This window comes from Mesorhizobium ciceri WSM4083 (genome assembly GCF_000519305.1).
Classification (GTDB): domain Bacteria; phylum Pseudomonadota; class Alphaproteobacteria; order Rhizobiales; family Rhizobiaceae; genus Mesorhizobium; species Mesorhizobium ciceri_B.
In genome coordinates, this window is sequence record NZ_JAFG01000012.1 from 43,538 (window position 1) to 62,167 (window position 18,630).

The window sequence follows — 18,630 nt, forward strand, 5'->3', positions numbered from 1 at the left end:
ATTTTCCTTGGAATGGAGGGATGCACTTTGGGACAGATTCTACATGGCAGCGCCACGACGACAGAGGCAGTCCGTCGAGCAATACAAAATAGTGAAGAGAGCCTGAGAGCACTTTCGAAGCGCTACGGCATCAATCAGAAGACAGTTGCCAAATGGAAGAAGCGCACGTCCGTTGCGGATCTTCCGACTGGCCCGAAAGAGCCGAAATCGACGGTCATGTCGCTTGAGGAAGAAGCAGTCATCGTGGCTTTTCGAAAGCACACACTCTTGCCGCTCGATGATTGCCTTTATGCCCTCCAGCCGACCATCCCGCACCTGACGCGCTCGTCGCTGCACCGCTGCCTGCAGCGCCATGGCATTGGACGCCTGCCGGACGTCGGGGGCGACAAGCCTGCAAAGAAGACATTCAAATCCTACCCGATCGGCTATTTTCACATCGACATTGCTGAAGTCCAGACCGCCGAAGGCAAGCTCTATCTCTTCGTTGCGATCGACCGGACATCAAAATTCGCCTATGTCGAACTGCACGAGAAGGCGGGCAAGATGGCTGCGGCACAGTTCCTGCGCAATCTCATCGCAACCCTTCCCTATGCCATCCACACAGTGCTGACGGACAACGGCATCCAGTTCACCAACCAGGAACGGCATCGCTATGCCTTCGTCCACATCTTCGACCGTGTCTGCAACGAGCATGGGATCGAGCACAGGCTCACGAAGATCAAGCATCCCTGGACCAACGGCCAGGTCGAGCGCATGAACCGAACCATCAAGGAGGCGACCGTCAAACGCTTCCACTACGACGATCACAATCAACTGCGCAGGCACCTGAATGACTTCGTAGCAGCCTACAATTTTGCGCGCCGCCTCAAGACCCTAAAGGGTCTCACGCCTTACGAGTTCATATGCAAATCATGGACAAATGAACCGCAACGGTTCACTCTAAACCCGATCCATCAAATGCCGGGACTGAACACCTAGGACTTAGTGGAGGCAGGATGTTTGAGCGTCCAACCTCGGGTGCTTCGTCAGGCGCGGGTAGCCAATGGAGACCACCTTCGTGGGCGCACTCCATCTTCATTCCCGGCGATCTTCGGCGAAGTTTACGATCTTCAAGCACGCCGAAATCCGCCCACCAGTAGATATTTCTACTAGGCGGAATACGAAGCAGCGCCTGGACCCGGCTGGTCGCTGGGATGTTCTGCGAATCAACAAAGAATTCGCCGCCGCCAAGCAAGTGCTCCTCACAGTGATCTGCACGAATCGCAGGTACTGGGAACTTTGACCCTCCGGCTGCTATACGAGCGCTGTCCGGGTTATGCCCTCGATCTAGCAAAAAATGTGTCGAAAAGGTTGGGCGTCCTATTGCCTGCCCGCTGAATCCACGGCCTGTAAATGACCGGGGGCGGTTCCAGTCGCGCGCCGTGGAGTAAGGAATGCCTATGGAAGACGCGGGGGCCGCCAAGGTCGGTCCAGATGATCTACAGGCGATGCGTCCGCATTCGAAGCCGAACATGCCAAGCCCGTTCGGCCGCCTGTTAGATCGCGCTACATACTGGGATCTGATGATCGTTGCGTCCGCAACGCTCTTGGTCTCCTCAACGTACTTCTGGCTCGCGCCACAAAGCCAAGGAGCTCTTTTCGAAGGACGCGCTCTAACTTTCCCGGAGGCCGTCTATCTCTCCATTGTAACTTTCACGTCGCTTGGGTACGGGGACGTGCTTCCCGTGGGCTTCGGCCGGGTCGTTGCCGTTCTTGATGTCGCCTGTGGCCTTCTGCTGACTGCCGTTCTGATTGGGAAGGTCGCGTCCGAACGGCAGGCCTCGCTGCTCCTTCTGCTCCACACCAGTGACACGCAGCGCCGGATCTCCGCCTTCGCAAAGGAACTTGCAAACATCCGCGGCGCTTTGTCAGAGAAGTCCGAAAGCGAGGCGACCACGAAAAGCAATCGGGCGGAACTATACTCGCTTCGTACGTTGACCCAGTCGATTAGCAACTACATGTCTTTCAACGGTTTCCAAGCTGGGATCGTTGAGTTTGGCAACTTCAGCGCATTGTCGGCGCTGTATGACGAATTGGATCTCGCCTTCGAAGTCTGCTCGAGGATCGTCCACGGATCAGGCAAGAACAGTGACGCCGTCGTGATGGCCAGAGCCGTTTCGTGCTGCACAAGGATATATGTCCTTGTGCGGTTGATGAGTCGACTTCATCGCTCTGCCGCTACGAGGTCGTCCCTGTTTGGGACCGTCCTGATCTCACTGCGGTTAAAAAAGCCGGCGAGCCTGACGCTGGCCGAAGCAGCGGCCAAGAACAAGTCGGAGCTGCTCTTTCAGTCAATGGCCATAGGGTTGGGGAAGGCCGAGGCCTGGAAAGCTCGGGGCTATCATTCGCTTCAATTGGAGCGCGTCCTCGCGGAGATGCCGAGCGGATCTAAGGACGGATGGGGCAATCAAGTCCACAAACTCATTGCGGCTAAGCTCGGCATTTCTAACTCCGTCGCTTCCAAATGCGTCGCCACGCTCGTGGAGCTCGGCAGACTTCCTAAGTGACGCTGGTTAGAGCGCGAATCCTGAACCCAGATGAATGCCGGAACTGAGAAGTAGCCCTGATTCATCAACCTGGTGAATTTTAGGGATTAGATTGATTCACGCCTCGATCAACGGCTGATTCGATCTCCTCAAGCACCTGGCCGAAGGTAAGGGCATCGATGCTTTCGTCGATCTGGAATTCAGGGTGCGATAGAAACTCGTTGGCAGCACTGCTAATGAGAAGTGATGAAATGCGCCTCGCAAGTTCATCGTCAGCAAGAAGGTAACGCGGCAAAATCCGCTTTTCGTTCTCTCGGCTGGGCAAGGTCACGAAGCATGCAGTCGGCGTGAGGGTGCGATCAGGCGAAGACCATCGCCCAAATCCCCCCGGGCACTGAAAACGTCAGGCAAGACGAACAAAGGCGCTCGAGCTCTGACGAGCGCCCAGCGGCTCCACATTAACGGATGTGCGAGCGCGTGGTAGAATTCGTTGCTCTGGTAAAGCGTCTCGTAGGCTTTCGATGCCATATCGAGGTCATCGGCGTAGCCAAGCTTCTCCAGGTTCGGCCCCATCATACCCCGAACCGCGTTTATGAAATTGGGGTTTCTAAGTATCTGTATAACCAGAAAGCCAACCAGCGATTCACGCTGCGGCCCATTGAGCGGTTCCCTCCCCAGAAGCATCTGGATTGGCTTTTTCGCATCCCCTTCGATGAGCCCAAAATAGGCCTCGAGCCGGTCGCTATATAGATTGTGCCCGAATCCCCATTTTCCAAAAGCACGGGAAGCGGATTGCCAACCACCATCGCTGCGCTGCCAGCGCAGAACCGTTCCGCCGACCGCCCAGTGATCCCGAATGAACCCGCGCGAAATGAAGTGATTTTTTTTTTCGGGCTTTATAGAAAGTTTAGCTTTTGGCGGATTGGCATCCCGTTCGATGGCCCTCTGAGATTTTGGCTTCCATCGGGTCTCCATGAATGTTTTCCAAACATGCTCATAGGCCAGCTTGGCGGTGGCGGCGATCATCACCGAGCCTGCTGGCCCCAAGCATTCATGGCGTTCCTGCTCTAGATCAATCGAAGTCAATTCGCGACCTGCAACCAAGCGTTTCGCAACGACCTCGTTGCCCAGCCAGAGCTGTAAGCGCGCGAGTTCCAGGGCCATTTCCTCGCGGATATTGATGTGGAGAGGGGACTGGTCGTGATCCAGCGCGAGCATCTCGCCAACGATCCGATGTATTACTTCGTCCCAGATGTGCGCCAGGGGGTCGATCGCGTCAGCACTGACATGGGGAACAAGCGTCAAGGCGGCAGCTCGCGTCATCGGAGGGTTCGATTTCCGAAATGGGATAAGGGTCGCAGCGCTGGGATCTGTCTCGGAACTCATGGGCGTCGGTTGTTGCCTGGAAATCCTGGGTCCTTCACGGCGCCGAGCAGCCTCTGGCTTCCAGCGCGCGATCATGCTCAAACAGGAAGAATTTATGTATCACCACCCGGATCCGAGTAGCGGTTGGAAAGCACTGCCTAGCTCCGGCTGCCTGTTATTAACGCGGCGGCCGTGTGGGAGAACTGAAGAACCAGCCATACTTTTATCTAGCCGATCGCCTTCAGCAACCGCATTACCTGTTCGGCAACCTCTCTCTGACGGAGAATGCGGATGTCACGATCAGAATCCTCACCCAATTCGAATTTTGCCACGGCCACTGGGCCGTTCTTTTTGTAACCTTCGGTCTCCCCATCGTCTGCGAAATGGCGGGCGAGAAGACCGAGAACCTCGCCAACAACTGCTTTGTGCTTGCCATCCAGGGCAGAACGGAATTCCTTGGCGGCTGTATCGATGCCGCCATCATAGTGCGTCAGGCAATAGACCAGATCATGCGCGTCTTTGCGCTCGTCTCTCTGATCAACCGCGTAGGCCTTAAGGCAAGTGAAGGCGACCAGATCCGCATAGTGCAGGGTGACACTTGCGACACCGTTGTCGCCGAGGAGTTCTGCCTTGATTTCTCTGGTCTTATGGTGATCGAAGACGATAGCGGAATGGGGGATATTCAGCGCGGAGACATTTCCGTCTGTTGGCAATTCCACGACCTTTCCGCCGGATTTTTCCGGGTCATCTGCGAGCAGTTCGAGAATCACTTTGGTCCCGCTGGACCTGGTTTCCCAGCGCCACGAAACAGGCTTTCCTGCGCTGTTTGTGCCGCGTGCAAAGCCTAACTTTTTGAAGTTGTCCTCCAGCGTATGGTACGCGTCGGTATTAGCCAGCATGTGCAGCTGGATGACGACATCGACGTCACCGGTACCCGCATGCGCGGGAACGTCCGGCGGTTTCTTATCTACTAGGTAGCGCGGAGTGAGTCCGCCAACGAGGAACACGGAATCCCGCCACGGGCCGAGTCCGCGGATCAACGTGACAAGGACACGCTCACAATTCTCAGTCACTTCATTGCTATAGCCTTCGGCCGTCGTCGGTTTCATCATCTTAAATACCCAGGACTTCTTTCCTCAAATGCTCGGCCATGTCTCGCGAACGACCTTCGTTGCGCAGAAGGTCCAGATAGACCTGGACGGGGCTTGCCAGCCAGAGGTGCCCCCTTTGCTCCTTGAAGAGGAACTCACCACGGGATGGCGTCTCGATCACATCGAGATTTGCACCCTCCGTCACAACGCGCGCTTCGAGGTTTGCGAGAACCTCTCCGGCCGCCTTGCCGGGAGTCATGCGGCAGGCAACACGGGAAATGCTGGACAGGAAAGGGGCGTATTCCTGAGCGGCCACGTCCTGCGTCAAAACATAGTCGACGGCGCCGGTTTCACACAGCGCTGCAAGACGATTGGCAAGCGACTCGCTGCTTCCTCCCGGCACATAGTACCGCCGCCTTGCCAGGGGGTGCCTAGCGGCCTGGATCTGCGTTCGCCATTCGTCGAGCAATGCTGAGGGAGCGGAAAGGCGGCGCTCCTTAGATGGTCCCTGACCTCGCGCCACAACCCAATCCATCCGCTCCAAGCCGGCCAGGGTTTCGGAGGCCGTACCGGGAGAGACCTCCGCCAGCTTGGAAAGCTCAACAACACCGACCCAATCGCGGTGTCCTTGGAGAAGAGCATGGAGTACCTGCGATCGCTTGCCGGTGAACAGCGACCGGATCGACTTTTCGATGGTCTTGGGGACAGGGCGCTCGACATACAGATAGGCGCCCTTCGCGGGGACGAAGAGGCTACCTCCACTGTCGAAGAAACCGACTTTCTCATCTCGGAGCAGGTCCCGTGCGCCAACCGAAATCGACTCAGCCACCACCATCGGCACGACGTTCTGTTTGCCGCTTTGAGCGTACTCATTTTTTGCCCGGCTCAACTGCCACAGGATCTGCCGCACATCGCGGGGATATACGCTCCGCTTCAACTCTATAAGAAGGACCAGGTTCTGGTCGGCGACAACAACATCGATTTGAGCATCAAGTTCATGACCTAACTGCGTGAGCGGGTGTTTTTCGCTCACTATCGATGTCTGCGCAAAAGGGATCTTCTGGAGCGCGCTCATCAACGCGTCCAGAAGATCCCTTTCTCGCTCGTGCTCGCTAGTCGTTTGCATGATTACCATTTTCGCTGCGCAGTGAATAATGGCATTTTGGCAAATTGCTAGCTTCGGCGCAACATTCACTGCACAGTGAATATAGCGGTTTTTTAGAATAACGGCGTCGTCCCCCCGATCGGAGAGATAACAGTCGATATATCTGTTGACATAAGAGAGACCGCCCTACAAACAGACCTATTGGCAGTTATATCAGAAAGGACGGCGCAAATGGACTTCAACTCTCGGATACGTACTCGGGCGGCAGGGCTTAAGAACGGCGACATCCTCTTACAAATCGCTTCTCGGGAGGACGTGCAGCAAGACATGCTTCGTCGAATCCGCGTGGGTGAAAAGCCGGTCACCGCGCTATCGCAGCCGCTCGTCGAATCGATCGGCCAGGAGGCAGCTCAAGACGACAACCTGCGCCGCCTATCAGGTGAGGTGACTGCGGCTATCGTGGAAGGGCACTTCGGCTGCCTAAGATCCACAGGCTCAAAGTTGATCAAAGGGGACATGGTATTCACATCCGGCCAGCCGTTCAGGGAAGGCGGCATCCGGCGCTCGACCGGGGAAGGCGGCGCCCCCCAAGGCGGATCGGATTTGGCCGTAGCCGACGTTTTGATCAAACTCCTCGGTAACGAGAACCTTTTCGCACTTGAGAAGCTGGTGGGAGAGGAACTTCACCGGCGGGCGGCATGACGAGCATGCTCATCATGCCGATCATCGCATGGCCACGGTCGTCGCCAGCACCCAGACGACACCGTCGTCTTGGTGCTGGCTATAGCGATCGTCCCGCTGAAGTCGACATGGGACGATGAACGTCTGCGAAACTATCCCCTTCAGTGTTTGGCGCCTATTGCGTCAGCGATAATCGACTGCACACGTGCGCCGTCGATGCCCTCAGCTTTGAGCCTATCCGTGAGACTGGCCACCAGCGTTTCGAGATCACTAGGTCGCGCCTTCTGATTGCGAGACAGCGACACGTTTCCAGCAAGTGCCGCAGCGATTTTCTTGGCAACTCGATTCGCAGCGCGACGGGAGGGATCGTTCTGGACGTGCGCGTAAATGGCCGTCGAACGCGGATTTGAATGGCCCAAAATCGCGCCCGTGAGTGCCAGGGCTTCGCCCGTCGAGATCGCGGTCGACCCAATCGTATGCCGAAGTGTATGAGGGGTAACCCCGGGAAGCTTCGCTTTCTTGATCGCTTTCGCCCAAATGCGCTTGGTTCCTTGGAAGTAGCTATCGCCACGCTCAGCCGGGAAGACGAAACTGCTGCCAACCTCACGTGGGAGACTTTCGAGCAGCGTGACGGCAGCCGCTCCGAGAGGCCGGATTGACTGGCCCGTCTTGCTATCTTCGAGCTCCAATAGTCCTTCGCCGAGATTTACCTCGGACCATTTGAGCGCCGCAATCTCCTCCCGGCGGCAGCCAGTCAGGACCCAAAGCCGTGCAATATTGACCGCCTTTTGGTTTGCCTCGAGGGTTCGTCAACATTTCGAAATCCTGGAGGTTCGCCGGAAATTCAAGGCCGGTATGCTCGTAAATCCAGGCCGAAATCTCACCAAACACCCGCTTCAGAAACGCCTCGTCCAGATGCGTCGGATCGAGCAGCGTGAAGTCCAGGTCCTCGGAAAACCGATAGGTTTCGAAGTAGCATTTCTTGAGGCAGGTTCCGCCCTTGAACACCCATTTGTCCGCAAGCTCCGGATGCGCAAAGATGCCGGCGAGTGCCCAGCCCAGCGCGTAGTCCTTTTCGACAACGCTCGGGTTAAGCCCAACTCGCGTCGCCGTATTCGAGGAGTTCTCGCTTTCCGATCATTGGCCGGCCCAACTTTCCGGGACGCGAAGGCGCCAGCGCGTCACTAGGCGCGAGCACTCAAGCGCCGGGTCGAGCAGGGCGTGTCCCTTTGTGAGCCGCGTACTACTCATTTCTGCCAATTCCTTCCCTTGCGGCAGCCGCTCGGACAGGAACCCCAGCCTCTTGAATACCGCCCCGTTGCCGAGCCGCTCGGCATAGGAGATGAGCTTTTCCGGATCTCGATCGTTGCGGTGCAGGTATTGGCCAAGACAGTCAGCCACATGCTGAATGCCCCCGCCGACGGCGGGATCATCGAGCATATCGATCATCGTGCGGTGGATATCAGACACAGCAATTCTTGTGCGTCCTCGCCAGACAGCCTGTGTGCCGAAAACCTTCGCCTCAGCGATATGCCGCACTGAGAAGATCGCGCCCTGCCGCTCGACCACTGGCGCATTCACCCTCCGCTGCGTGTACACTACGATATCTCGGAAAATCTGCTCGGTTAGGTCCCAATGCTCCGCCGCCGTGCGCCCACCGACATAGGCCGGCTCGAACAACACCGGCACCAGTATCCAGGGATCCTCGACCACCTGCTCCGCATCGAGGAGTTCCAATTGCACCGGCATATAGGCCCCGGTCCCGACGCGCCGGAGCCACCCCTGGCTTGCCCATCTTGACAGCAGTTTCGCGGCAACGGTTCGCGATATCTGCAAAGCCTTCTGAGCATCATCAATGCTCACAACCGGGCCAGCCGCTTTGACAACAGCCGCGAGCCGGGCTCTTCCTTCGGTCAGAGTGCGCGAATCCATGGTATAGTTATATCATGAAAATTCCCGAAAACTGCGAATTTTGTGTGTTTAGATAGCCGGATCGATATAGTCAAACACGTAAAATTCCAAAAAACTGCGAATTTTTTGCGAGTCAAATACAGATCCGGACACCTTATTCCTCGCCATGCGGCTCGCTGCACCTCCGCCTGCGCTCCTTCTGCTCGTTCTTTCGGCCTTGCTATCCCCGGCAAATCACCCGGGAAGCTCTGCCTTCTTGATCGCCTTCGCCCAAATGCGCTTGGTCCCTCGAAGTAGCTATCGCCACGCTCCGGCGAGAAGACGAAACTGCTGCCGAGACTTTCGAGCACGTGACGGCAGCCGCTCCTAGAGGCCGGATTGAGTTGCCCGTCTTGCTCTAATCGAGCTCCAAAAGTCCTTCGCCGAAATTTACCTTGGACCACGGTGCACCGCCGAGCGAAACGGAAATGAACATGTATCGGTCTTACCCCATGTCGGCTGTCGCAGTTGGAACACGCGGGAGGGTCTCGGCCAGGAACCGCCAATCGCTGCGCTCGCGTTCGCCTTCATGGCGCTGACCGAAGAACTGAATGATCATTTTGCCGTCGGCGCCATAGGCCTCCAGTGACGTGACGTGACCGTCCTTGGTCGGCTTGCGCACGGCCCAAACCTCACGGATGTGGTGGGTTTGGAGATGAAGGTGAAAGGTTTCGTCCAGCACATTGATCCGCGGGCCGACCGGCTTGACCGACTTGATCGGGCCGGAATGGATCTGGATGCAGCCCCGATTGCCCACGAAGCACATGATAGGCATTTCGTCTTCTGCCGCGCATTGGATCATGGCGCCAACGGCGCCATTGTCTAGGAGCCAGGCGTAATCCTGGCCTACCATGCGCATGGCCCGGCAGCGACTGAGCTTCAGCGTCTTCAGCATGTCGAAGAACTCGTGCACATCAGTCAGTCGGCCCCAGTGCTCGCGCAGCTCCTCGACCGTGGCGGCTTGGTCCGGAACGTCTGCGTCGGAGCTGGCGCCTTTCGCCTCGACCGACACGATCGGCTCCTGGTTCGAGGATGCAAGCTCGCCCACCAGCTTCTGATAGGCGTAGAGGTTGGAGTTGTGCCCGAGATCCACCTGATGCACTGCTGCGCCGGTGGCGTCGAAGAATTGCAGATTGCGGCGGATGTCGCCTCCATCACGCTTTTCGATTGCAAAGCCATGCGTCCAAACCTTCGGGAAGATGCGCAGGCCGATTTCGTCGCCGAGCACCAAGGCATGGTCATTGCCGGTTACCACTTGGTTGTAGACGCCCAGCTTCTTGTGCACGGCACTTTGATTGCGGGTCACCGCCCTCACCTCGCCGACCGCTTCGAGGCCGATCAACACATCATTGGCGCTCGGCTCCATGCGCACCGTGCCGAAACCGCAGTGTGCCGCGACCAGCTCCGCTTCCGAAATATTCAGCTTGGCGGCGAGATCGTGTTCCCGGACCTTCGGACTGTGTTCCTGTGCCCGGCGGATTTGCTCCGGAGAAGGTTTCTCGAGCTGGTCCATATCCTACCCCTGCTTCCCAACCATGTTGAGGATCAGCTGCTCTGCCGGCCACTCTCCGATAGAGCGTATCGTGACGCCCGATGCCGATCTTGTGCTCGGGCCAAGACCTGGAGCGTTGCTGGACGCCATACCTGGCGCCATGTCACCGGTTCGAAACGCGGCGGCTGCTGCCCCGAGGGCCCCACGCGACTGACGGTCAGAGTCAGATGCCGGTCGCACCCCAGCCAATCCATGGCGGCGACCAGCCGGTCGCGAGTGATTGTGGACCTCGACGCCAAAGGACCGATCCGGCATTCGGGATCGACGGACGCTGGTGCCGTCCCTCAGAAAGCGAATCTGGGCCGAGCATGACATTTGCGTTCCTTCCATCGTGAACTGGTGAGGCCACCGACAAAATCAGTGTCCCTCGCCGTTGTGCCGTCTCGCCAGAAGGGAGGTTCAAGCGGTGTGCCAATCGCGCAGAAGCGAGCTCAGAAAAACATCTTCCGCATGCAGCTCAATGGTTTGCGCCAGAGCGAGCACGGCCGACGCTAAGACCCGCTGTGTCGCGGAGCGGACAACCGCCACCCCCCATCTAATTTTCCAAGATGAGGAGGATTGTCGCGGCTGAATTCACGTATGTGAAGTCGCCACGCACCCGACAATGTCGCACATCCGACACAGCGTGTCAGGGACAGGCCCTGTTTTGAAACTGTTTTTTGCTTTGGCACGGCGCATGCTTGGTGATCCGCACACGCGTCCCGGACTGAGGAGAAACCGAGCCATGATCACGCTCACTGACAACGCAGTTGCGGCTGTCAAGATCGCTCTTTCTCGCGCCAGCGAGCCCGCGGAGGGCTTTCGCATCATGGTCGAGAACGGCGGCTGCGCCGGCTTTAAGTACCAGATGGGCCTCGAGAGCGACTTGCGCGAGGGCGATGCCATCATCGAGGCAAATGGGGTCAAGGTGTTCGTGGACGTAGGGTCTCAGCCACATGTGGCGGGCATGACCGTCGACTTTGTCACAGATCTGGAATCCTCCGGCTTTGTCTTCGACAATCCCAACGCGCGGGAGAAGTGCGCTTGCGGCAAGTCCTTCGGCTAATGGCCCGAGACAGCCGCAAGCGGAACTGCAGCGAGAAGCCCAACAAACACTTCGACCGGACGCATGCTGGCGTTCTGGATAGGGCGAACGCAGCAGGTAAGGTCGGCACAATCGCCTATGTCGACCAGTTTGAATCTGTGATCGGCGTCGGCCCTGCGAGGTCGACGATCACCGCCCCCGACAGCCAGCCCTTCAGCGGCGGGGCCCGGATCCGCTCCGTGTCGGCGATCACCGGACTCGCCATCGGCAAACCGCAAGCGAGCAGATCACCTGCCACATTAGGGTGGGCCGCGGCTGACTCGCATGGCTCGACGCCATCGAAGAAACGCCTCTATTGGTCCGGCGAGAAACGCCCGCTGCGGGGCTTGTTGCGGCAGAGCAGGTCAATACGCCAGGCACGACAGACCTGCCCACCCTTAGGAAGTAGGCAGGGGCGGAGCCGGTACCGGGACCGGCGATCGCTTGCCGCGGGATGCGCGGAACGTCGCCGCTCGAAACAATTCAGGTCCTGGCAAGCCGAAGCTGCCTGGCCGCCAAGCGGCGGGGCCGCAGCGCCTGACGGCAGACGTTCCCAGCGGTTGCCTAAAGCCTCACGTCGGGGACCCGAACTTGACGACGGCGACGCCGACCATGTTGACGTCAGACCGTCAGGCCCTGCACCGCCTGCCTATTCGACTCCATCTCCATCAGCGCCACCGCGCCAGAGCTCGAGCGCCGATTTCGAGTACCGCGTCATTCTGGTCAACCTGAAAGCTTATAAACATGAGACCTGTCTATCTCGACAACAACGCGACGACACGGGCCGATCCTGAGGTGGTTCAAGCGATGTTGCCGTTCTTTAGGGATAATTTTGGCAACCCTTCGTCGACGCACGATCTTGGCGCCGCGGCTGATGTGGCGGCGAGCAGGGCGCGCCTGCAACTGCAAACGCTTATCGGCGCGGAGCTCGATCATGAGATCATCTTCACCTCGGGCGGGACGGAAAGCGACAATGCAGCGATACTTTCGGCGCTCGATGTGCTGCATGATCGAACAGATATCGTGATTTCCGCCGTCGAGCATCCAGCCGTGCTGACGCTGTGCGCGCATCTTGAGAAGACGCAGGCCGTCACGGTGCACAAGATCCCGGTTGATCGCCACGGCCGGCTCGACCTCGACGCCTACAGGGCCGCCCTCACCCCGCGGGTGGCAATCGTCTCGATCATGTGGGCAAACAACGAGACCGGCACGATCTTCCCTCTTGGCAAGCTTGCTGAGTTGGCCAAGGAAGTCGGCGCTTTTTTCCATACCGATGCTGTGCAGGCGGTCGGCAAAACTCCGATGGACCTGAAATCGACTGCAATCGACATGCTGTCGCTTTCCGGTCACAAGCTTCATGGCCCGAAAGGGATCGGCGCACTTTACGTGAGGCGTGACGTGCCCTTTAGCTCGTTGATCAAAGGAGGTCGCCAAGAGCGCGACCGGCGTGCGGGTACGGAGAACACGCCTGGCATAGTTGGGCTGGGCATGGCGGCCGAACTGGCGTTGAAGTCGATGAACGACGTGGCGACACGGGTAAAGTCGCTCCGCGACCGGCTTGAGAACGGAATTGTCCAGGCCATCCAAAACGCCACCGTCACAGGCGATCCGCTAGCGCGCTTGCCCAACACGGCAAACATCGCCTTCGATCCTATCGAGGCCGAAGCAATCGTACATCTTCTCAACCGCGAGGGCATCGCCTGTTCTTCCGGCTCCGCCTGCACTTGCGGCTCACTGAAGCAGAGCCATGTCTTGAGTGCGATGAAGGTCGCCCACAGTGCGGTCCGCTTCTCCCTCTCGCGCGACAACGGCGAAGCGGACGTCGACCGCGTACTCGAGGTCATGCCCGCGATCGTGCAGAAGCTGCGTGACTGTCCCAGTCCTGGAGCGGACCGGGTGAGTGCCGAAGACGTTCAACGGAATTTAGCCTCAGCGGCAGCAGAACAGGCGGCCGCTCATGAGCCGTGAGATTTTTCTCAACGACACGACGCTGCGCGATGGCGAGCAGGCAGCCGGCGTCGTCTTCACCTTGGCGGAAAAGCTGGAGATTGCCGAGTCGCTTGCGGCAGCCGGCGTGCCAGAGATTGAGATCGGCACGCCGGTCATGGGCGCGCAGGAGATCGAAGCAATTCAAGCCGTCATCGCGCTGCGTCTACCCGTTCGACTTACGGCCTGGTGCCGCATGACGCCCAAGGATCTCGATGCCGCCATCGAGTGCGGCCTCACCGCCGTCAATCTGTCGCTGCCGGCATCGGACATCCAGCTTCTCGCCAAGCTCGGTCTGGATAAGTCGGGAGCGCTGGAGACAATCGAGCGTATGGTCGCACGCGCAGCCGCCGGCGGCCTTTTCGTAGCAGTGGGCTGCGAGGATGCCTCGCGCGCCGACCGACACCATCTGGGCCGCGTCATCGAGACGGCCGCGCGCGCTGGTGCAAGCCGCATCAGGCTGGCCGACACGGTCGGCGTTCTCGATCCTTTTTCGACCTTTGAACTTGTCGCCCACCTCGCGGCGCAGTGTCCCGTCGAGTTCGAATTTCACGGGCACAACGATCTTGGCCTCGCAGGCGCAAACACGCTGGCCGCGATCCGTGCCGGTGCGCGCCATGCTTCGGTCACCGTTCTGGGGCTCGGCGAACGGGCGGGCAATGCCGCGTTGGAAGAGGTTGCCGTCGCGATGGCCGTGCTCGACGGCGCACACACCGGCATCGAGCTTGCCGCGTTGCCCGACCTCGCCTGCCAGGTAGCGCGCGCCGCCCGCCGGCAGACGCCGGCCATGAAGCCGATCGTCGGCGCCGATGTCTTTTCCCATGAAACCGGGACTCATGTCGCAGGGCTGCTAAAGGACTCGCTGACGTATGAGGCGCTCGATCCAGCTCTCGTGGGCCGCTGCCGGCGAATAGTCATTGGCAAGCATTCCGGCGCGACCGCGATTGCGCATGTGCTGAGCGAAAGCGGCCGCGATCTCGACCCAGATCTGGCAGCCGCGATGGTCGCCCGCGTTCGCCGCAAGGCCACTGAGATCAAATCGAGCATCACCGCACCTCAACTGATCGAGCTTTACGACTGGCTGTGCACGGAGGCAGCCGGCCGAGACCTTGGAATCGAGTGAGGCCGGCAGTGTCACTTGTCCTCGGCAGGTTTTTTCCTGATTGGTAGCCCCGCATCACAGCGCAGAATGCTCGGCTGGTGGTTCTGATGGCGGTGAGGGCTCACCGGACGCAGCGGCGCGACTGCCGAATCTGCGCCGATGCGAACCGGGGAGCGCGTCCCACCCATCGTGAGGCTGGTCGGCGCTGCCACTTTCCGTAAATGGCCGCATCCTCCTCAGCGTCACCTGCCCGACACGGCATCTTATTTGCGAGCGCGGAGTAGCCGTGCGGCGACCCTACCCGACATCACGCTTTTGGACCCGGAGAATGCAAATGACTTGTTCCGCTGACAGCCGCTCGATCGACGTCATCGAGATCCTCGCGCGACTGAGGCGACTGTCGGCCGCGGAGGAGTTCTTTGCGGTGCTTGGCGTCTCGTATGACCCGAAGGTGCTCAATGTCTCGCGTCTGCATATCATGAAGCGGATGGGCCAGTACCTTGCCAATGAGGATTTGTCCGGCCTGCCCGACCGGGTCATCGCCGCACGCGCGAAAGCCACGCTGAAACGCGCCTACGAGGACTTCGCGATCGCCTCTCCGCTCACACACCGGGTTTTCAAGGTGCTCAAAGACCACGATCCGGCCAAAGCTTCGACGCCAGGCCGGGCATTCGTCGCGTTCGATTCCGTGATGAATCGGTTCGAAAGGAAATGATCGCGACACGGGTGCGACACGCGATGTCAAGAAGCTGACAAAGCCGCGCTTCGTGAAGGCGCCCAGGAGTACCCGACTTCAAGGCATCGTGCAGCACGTGACGGTTGGCACGAATGATGCTCCCACTAGATATCTGCCAACCCCAATCCGGATAGAAGCAACCGTCCGGATCGAAGCTTAGCGAGACCGCCCAATGCACATCGTAGTCTGCATCAAGCAGGTGCCGGATTCGACACAGATACGTGTCCATCCGGTGACAAACACGATCATGCGCCAAGGTGTGCCGACCGTCATCAATCCTTACGACCTGTTCGCCCTCGAAGAAGCCCTCAGACTGCGCGACGCCCATGGTGGCGAGGTCACCGTGCTCACCATGGGTCCGCCCATGGCTGAGGACTCGCTACGCAAGGCGCTCGGCTACGGCGCCGATCGCGCAGTGCTCTTGACCGACCGCTATTTTGCCGGTTCCGACACGCTGGCGACATCCTTTGCTCTTTCCCAGGCAATCGCCAAGATTGGCGAGACGTTCGACATGCCGGACATTGTCTTCACGGGCAAGCAGACGATCGACGGCGACACCGCCCAGGTCGGGCCTGGCATTGCCAAGCGCCTCGATCTTCTGCAACTCACCTATGTCGCGAAAATCGCCGCTATTGATCTTACTTCGCGCGAGATCACGGTCGTGCGCCGTTGCGAGGGCGGCATGCAGAAGCTGAAGAGCAGGCTGCCTTGCCTCATCACCATGCTCGAAGGCACCAACGAGATGCGACGGGGGTCAATCGAGGACGCCCTGTGCGGCGCGCGCAGCCAGATCCTGAAGTGGAGTGCAGCCGACGCAGGCATTGAGGACCTCGGCATGTGCGGACTGCGCGGCTCGCCGACAGTCGTCAAGCGCGTTTTCGCCCCTGCCGTGCGGGCGGAAAAGGCAGCGCAAATCGAGGTCGCCGAGAAGACGCTGCGCGATCTCGCGGACGAGCTGACCGCCGAAATCTTGGCCCGTCAGCCGGCGCTAGAACGGGAACTCGCCTTCGATGGCGGCGCGTGACGGCAAGGAGCAGACTATGTCGAGCGCAAAAAAGCAAACCCCTCGCCCTGCCGCCGGCCGTGCCGGCGTGAAGAAGGAACTATCCAAGCGTTTCAAGGACTATCGACATGTTTGGGTGTTCATCGAGCTCGAGCGTGGCAAGGTTCATCCAGTATCCCTCGAACTGCTCGGCGAAGGCCGCAAGCTAGCCGACAAGCTCGGCGTCCAGCTTGCGGGCGCCGTGCTCGGCCCCGCGGGAGAAGCCACGAACTCCGCAATTGCCGAGGCTTTCGCCTATGGCGTCGACCTTGTCTACATGGTCGGGGCACTGCTGCTTACCGATTATCGCAACGAGCCCTTCACCAGGGCGATGACGGATCTGGTCAATACTTACAAACCAGAGATCCTGCTTCTGGGTGCCACCACGCTCGGCAGGGATCTCGCAGGCTCGGTGGCGACGACCTTGCGCACAGGGCTCACGGCCGACTGCACCGAGCTCGACGTGGATTCCGACGGCTCTCTCGCCGCGACTCGTCCGACTTTCGGCGGTTCCTTGTTGTGCACGATCTACACGCTCAACTACCGGCCGCAGATGGCGACAGTGCGACCGAGGGTCATGTCCATGCCGCAGCGGGCGGACAAGCCGGTCGGGCGCGTCATCCAGCACAAGCTGTCGTTAGCCGAGGACGACATCGTCACCAAAGTGCTCGGGTTTCTGCCCGATAGCCAGTCGGTACAGGCAAATCTCGCCTATGCCGACATCGTCGTCGCAGGTGGCCTCGGCCTCGGCGGGGCGGAGAACCTGCAGCTCGTGAAGAGTCTCGCGCGAGCGATCGGCGCCGAACATGGCTGTTCGCGCCCGCTGGTCCAGAAGGGTTGGATGCCAGCTGATCGACAGATCGGTCAAACTGGCAAGACCATCCGGCCGAAGCTTTACATAGCTGCCGGGATCTCCGGCGCCATTCAGCACCGGGTCGGCGTCGAGGGAGCCGATCTCATCGTGGCCATCAACACGGATCCGAATGCGCCGATTTTCGACTTCGCTCACGTGGGTATCGTCATCGATGCAATCCGCTTCCTGCCCGCACTGACGGAAGCCTTCACCCGGCGGCTGTCGCCGCACAGTCGTGACAAGCTTGCAAGCTAGGGGGCCGGGGATGATCGAGGAAGAATTCGACGCAATCGTTATCGGGGCGGGCATGTCCGGGAATGCAGCTGCCTACATCATGGCAAGCCAGGGCCTGAGGGTCCTGCAGTTGGAGCGCGGCGAATATCCGGGCTCCAAGAACGTCCAGGGTGCCATCATGTACGCGAACATGCTGGAAAAGATCATCCCGGATTTTCGGGATGATGCGCCCCTTGAGCGACATGTGATCGAACAGCGGCTCTGGGTGATGGACGACAGCTCGCACACCGGAGTCCATTATCGGTCGGACGACTTCAACGAGGCAAAGCCCAACCGTTACACCATCATCCGTGCCCAGTTCGACAAATGGTTTTCTCGCAAGGTGCGCGAGGCCGGCGCGACGGTTCTGTGCGAAACGACCGTGACGGAGCTTGTCCGCGATGGCAGGGGCAAGGTAATCGGCGTCCGCACAGATCGGGCCGGCGGAGCGATCTACGCGGGCGTGACCGTTCTTGCAGAAGGCGTCTCCGGGCTGCTTGGCACGCGGGGCGGCCTGCGCCAGATGCTGAAGCCGGAGGCAGTGGCGCTCGCCGTCAAGGAAATGCACTTCCTGCCCGAAGAGGTGATTGAGCAGCGGTTCAGCCTTAAGGGCGGTGAAGGCTGTGTCATCGAGGCGGTGGGCACGATATCCCACAGCATGGCAGGCCTTGGCTTCCTCTACACCAACAAGGAATCCATCTCACTGGGAATAGGTTGCCTCGTTTCCGACTTCGCCGCGATGAGAGAGAGCCCTTACGCCCTCCTCGACGCATTCAAAAGCCATCCTTCGATCCGGCCGCTTATCGCCGGCTCGGAGGTGAAGGAATATGCCGCGCATCTCATTCCCGAAGGTGGGTACAAGTCCATTCCGCAGCTCTTTGGAGATGGATGGGTGGTGGTCGGCGACGCCGCGCAATTGAACAACGCCGTTCATCGCGAGGGATCGAACCTTGCTATGACCTCCGGCCGCATCGCGGCTGAGGCCATCGTCGAGGTCAAGAACCGAAACGCTCCCATGACCAAACGAAACCTCTCCCTCTACAAGACCTTGTTGGATAAATCCTTCGTAGTCAAAGACCTGCGGAAATACAAAGACATGCCGGCCTTGCTCCACACCAATGCCTGCAATTTCTTCACAACCTATCCGCGGTTGATGTCGCAAGCGGCGCAGAACTTCATGCGCGTCGACGGCACGCCAAAGATCGAGAAGGAAAAGGCGACCACGGCAGCCTTCATCAAGGCGCGCTCGCGCTTGGGGCTGGTCAGCGACGCGGTCCGCCTGGCATTGGCATGGCGGTGAGAGGCT

18 protein-coding genes are annotated in these 18,630 nt (G+C 59.3%); 10 read left to right on the forward strand and 8 right to left on the reverse strand.

Going from position 1 to position 18,630, the window contains the following annotated elements:
• Positions 1-27: 27 nt before the first annotated feature.
• A complete protein-coding gene (locus MESCI2_RS0121885) occupies positions 28-978 on the forward strand; it encodes an IS481 family transposase (RefSeq protein WP_027038437.1) in 951 nt (316 codons plus the stop codon).
• 455 nt (positions 979-1,433) lie between these two features.
• Positions 1,434-2,546 (forward strand): potassium channel family protein, encoded by a 1,113-nt coding sequence (locus MESCI2_RS0121890; RefSeq protein ID WP_081738835.1) that lies wholly within the window; start codon positions 1,434-1,436, stop codon positions 2,544-2,546.
• A 79-nt stretch (positions 2,547-2,625) separates the two neighbouring features.
• Here MESCI2_RS0121890 and MESCI2_RS0121895 read toward each other — a convergent pair whose 3' ends face one another.
• The 4 genes from MESCI2_RS0121895 to MESCI2_RS0121910 form a co-directional block, all read right to left on the reverse strand.
• Positions 2,626-2,856 carry a hypothetical protein gene (locus tag MESCI2_RS0121895; RefSeq protein ID WP_027038439.1) on the reverse strand — a complete coding sequence of 77 codons (231 nt, stop codon included), beginning with the start codon at positions 2,854-2,856 and terminating at the stop codon, positions 2,626-2,628.
• Complete coding sequence (locus MESCI2_RS0121900; RefSeq protein WP_027038440.1) at positions 2,853-3,848, reverse strand: DUF4238 domain-containing protein; 996 nt, start codon at positions 3,846-3,848, stop codon at positions 2,853-2,855. Before MESCI2_RS0121900 ends, MESCI2_RS0121895 begins: the two co-directional genes overlap by 4 nt.
• A 269-nt stretch (positions 3,849-4,117) precedes the next feature.
• Complete coding sequence (locus tag MESCI2_RS0121905; protein WP_027038441.1) at positions 4,118-5,002, reverse strand: hypothetical protein; 885 nt, start codon at positions 5,000-5,002, stop codon at positions 4,118-4,120.
• Position 5,003: 1 nt separating this feature from the next.
• Positions 5,004-6,056, reverse strand: a complete 1,053-nt coding sequence (locus MESCI2_RS0121910) for a type IV toxin-antitoxin system AbiEi family antitoxin (RefSeq protein ID WP_235984502.1) — start codon at positions 6,054-6,056, stop codon at positions 5,004-5,006.
• 261 nt (positions 6,057-6,317) lie between these two features.
• On the opposite strand from MESCI2_RS0121910, the gene MESCI2_RS0121915 reads away from it, so the two are divergent.
• Positions 6,318-6,788 (forward strand): hypothetical protein, encoded by a 471-nt coding sequence (locus MESCI2_RS0121915; RefSeq protein ID WP_027038443.1) that lies wholly within the window; start codon positions 6,318-6,320, stop codon positions 6,786-6,788.
• Between the two features lie 140 nt (positions 6,789-6,928).
• Here the strand turns inward: MESCI2_RS0121915 and MESCI2_RS01000000135030 are convergent, their stop codons facing one another.
• The 4 genes from MESCI2_RS01000000135030 to MESCI2_RS0121930 form a co-directional block, all read right to left on the reverse strand.
• Complete coding sequence (locus MESCI2_RS01000000135030; RefSeq protein ID WP_081738836.1) at positions 6,929-7,543, reverse strand: site-specific integrase; 615 nt, start codon at positions 7,541-7,543, stop codon at positions 6,929-6,931.
• Positions 7,440-7,829: a nucleotidyl transferase AbiEii/AbiGii toxin family protein gene (locus MESCI2_RS1000000138875; protein WP_181060873.1), complete on the reverse strand. Its 390-nt coding sequence runs from the start codon at positions 7,827-7,829 to the stop codon at positions 7,440-7,442. Before MESCI2_RS1000000138875 ends, MESCI2_RS01000000135030 begins: the two co-directional genes overlap by 104 nt.
• Before the next feature lie 75 nt (positions 7,830-7,904).
• Complete coding sequence (locus MESCI2_RS0121925; RefSeq protein WP_027038444.1) at positions 7,905-8,699, reverse strand: type IV toxin-antitoxin system AbiEi family antitoxin domain-containing protein; 795 nt, start codon at positions 8,697-8,699, stop codon at positions 7,905-7,907.
• Between the two features lie 463 nt (positions 8,700-9,162).
• Positions 9,163-10,230, reverse strand: a complete 1,068-nt coding sequence (locus MESCI2_RS0121930) for a hemin-degrading factor (protein WP_027038445.1) — start codon at positions 10,228-10,230, stop codon at positions 9,163-9,165.
• A gap of 763 nt (positions 10,231-10,993) precedes the next feature.
• Here MESCI2_RS0121930 and MESCI2_RS0121935 point away from each other — a divergent pair.
• The 7 genes from MESCI2_RS0121935 (at position 10,994) to MESCI2_RS0121970 (ending at position 18,624) form a co-directional block, all read left to right on the forward strand.
• Complete coding sequence (locus tag MESCI2_RS0121935; RefSeq protein ID WP_027038446.1) at positions 10,994-11,314, forward strand: iron-sulfur cluster assembly accessory protein; 321 nt, start codon at positions 10,994-10,996, stop codon at positions 11,312-11,314.
• A gap of 762 nt (positions 11,315-12,076) precedes the next feature.
• On the forward strand, positions 12,077-13,300 hold the full coding sequence (gene nifS, locus MESCI2_RS01000000135035) for a cysteine desulfurase NifS (RefSeq protein WP_050596616.1): 1,224 nt from the start codon (positions 12,077-12,079) through the stop codon (positions 13,298-13,300).
• Positions 13,290-14,441, forward strand: coding sequence for a homocitrate synthase (nifV, locus tag MESCI2_RS0121950; protein WP_027038447.1), 1,152 nt, complete (start codon positions 13,290-13,292; stop codon positions 14,439-14,441). The genes nifS and nifV overlap by 11 nt, the downstream gene beginning before the upstream one ends.
• 313 nt (positions 14,442-14,754) lie before the next feature.
• Positions 14,755-15,135 carry a nitrogenase stabilizing/protective protein NifW gene (gene nifW, locus MESCI2_RS0121955; protein WP_027038448.1) on the forward strand — a complete coding sequence of 127 codons (381 nt, stop codon included), beginning with the start codon at positions 14,755-14,757 and terminating at the stop codon, positions 15,133-15,135.
• 193 nt (positions 15,136-15,328) lie between these two features.
• Positions 15,329-16,180, forward strand: a complete 852-nt coding sequence (locus tag MESCI2_RS0121960; RefSeq protein ID WP_027038449.1) for an electron transfer flavoprotein subunit beta/FixA family protein — start codon at positions 15,329-15,331, stop codon at positions 16,178-16,180.
• Between the two features lie 16 nt (positions 16,181-16,196).
• The gene (locus MESCI2_RS0121965) at positions 16,197-17,306 is read left to right on the forward strand and encodes an electron transfer flavoprotein subunit alpha/FixB family protein (RefSeq protein ID WP_027038450.1); all 1,110 of its coding nucleotides are present in this window, start codon (positions 16,197-16,199) and stop codon (positions 17,304-17,306) included.
• A 10-nt stretch (positions 17,307-17,316) separates the two neighbouring features.
• Positions 17,317-18,624, forward strand: a complete 1,308-nt coding sequence (locus MESCI2_RS0121970) for an FAD-dependent oxidoreductase (protein WP_027038451.1) — start codon at positions 17,317-17,319, stop codon at positions 18,622-18,624.
• Positions 18,625-18,630 lie beyond the last annotated feature (6 nt).

Bases quoted from the DNA above. Each gene is read 5' to 3' on its own strand.
- MESCI2_RS0121890 (WP_081738835.1), top strand. From the start codon at position 1,434: ATGCCTATGGAAGACGCGGGGGCCGCCAAGGTCGGTCCAGATGATCTA.
- MESCI2_RS0121900 (WP_027038440.1), bottom strand. From the start codon at position 3,848: ATGACGCGAGCTGCCGCCTTGACGCTTGTTCCCCATGTCAGTGCTGAC.
- MESCI2_RS0121905 (WP_027038441.1), bottom strand. From the start codon at position 5,002: ATGATGAAACCGACGACGGCCGAAGGCTATAGCAATGAAGTGACTGAG.
- MESCI2_RS0121910 (WP_235984502.1), bottom strand. From the start codon at position 6,056: ATGAGCGCGCTCCAGAAGATCCCTTTTGCGCAGACATCGATAGTGAGC.
- MESCI2_RS0121915 (WP_027038443.1), top strand. From the start codon at position 6,318: ATGGACTTCAACTCTCGGATACGTACTCGGGCGGCAGGGCTTAAGAAC.
- MESCI2_RS0121925 (WP_027038444.1), bottom strand. From the start codon at position 8,699: ATGGATTCGCGCACTCTGACCGAAGGAAGAGCCCGGCTCGCGGCTGTT.
- MESCI2_RS0121930 (WP_027038445.1), bottom strand. From the start codon at position 10,230: ATGGACCAGCTCGAGAAACCTTCTCCGGAGCAAATCCGCCGGGCACAG.
- MESCI2_RS0121935 (WP_027038446.1), top strand. From the start codon at position 10,994: ATGATCACGCTCACTGACAACGCAGTTGCGGCTGTCAAGATCGCTCTT.
- nifS (WP_050596616.1), top strand. From the start codon at position 12,077: ATGAGACCTGTCTATCTCGACAACAACGCGACGACACGGGCCGATCCT.
- nifV (WP_027038447.1), top strand. From the start codon at position 13,290: ATGAGCCGTGAGATTTTTCTCAACGACACGACGCTGCGCGATGGCGAG.
- nifW (WP_027038448.1), top strand. From the start codon at position 14,755: ATGACTTGTTCCGCTGACAGCCGCTCGATCGACGTCATCGAGATCCTC.
- MESCI2_RS0121960 (WP_027038449.1), top strand. From the start codon at position 15,329: ATGCACATCGTAGTCTGCATCAAGCAGGTGCCGGATTCGACACAGATA.
- MESCI2_RS0121965 (WP_027038450.1), top strand. From the start codon at position 16,197: ATGTCGAGCGCAAAAAAGCAAACCCCTCGCCCTGCCGCCGGCCGTGCC.
- MESCI2_RS0121970 (WP_027038451.1), top strand. From the start codon at position 17,317: ATGATCGAGGAAGAATTCGACGCAATCGTTATCGGGGCGGGCATGTCC.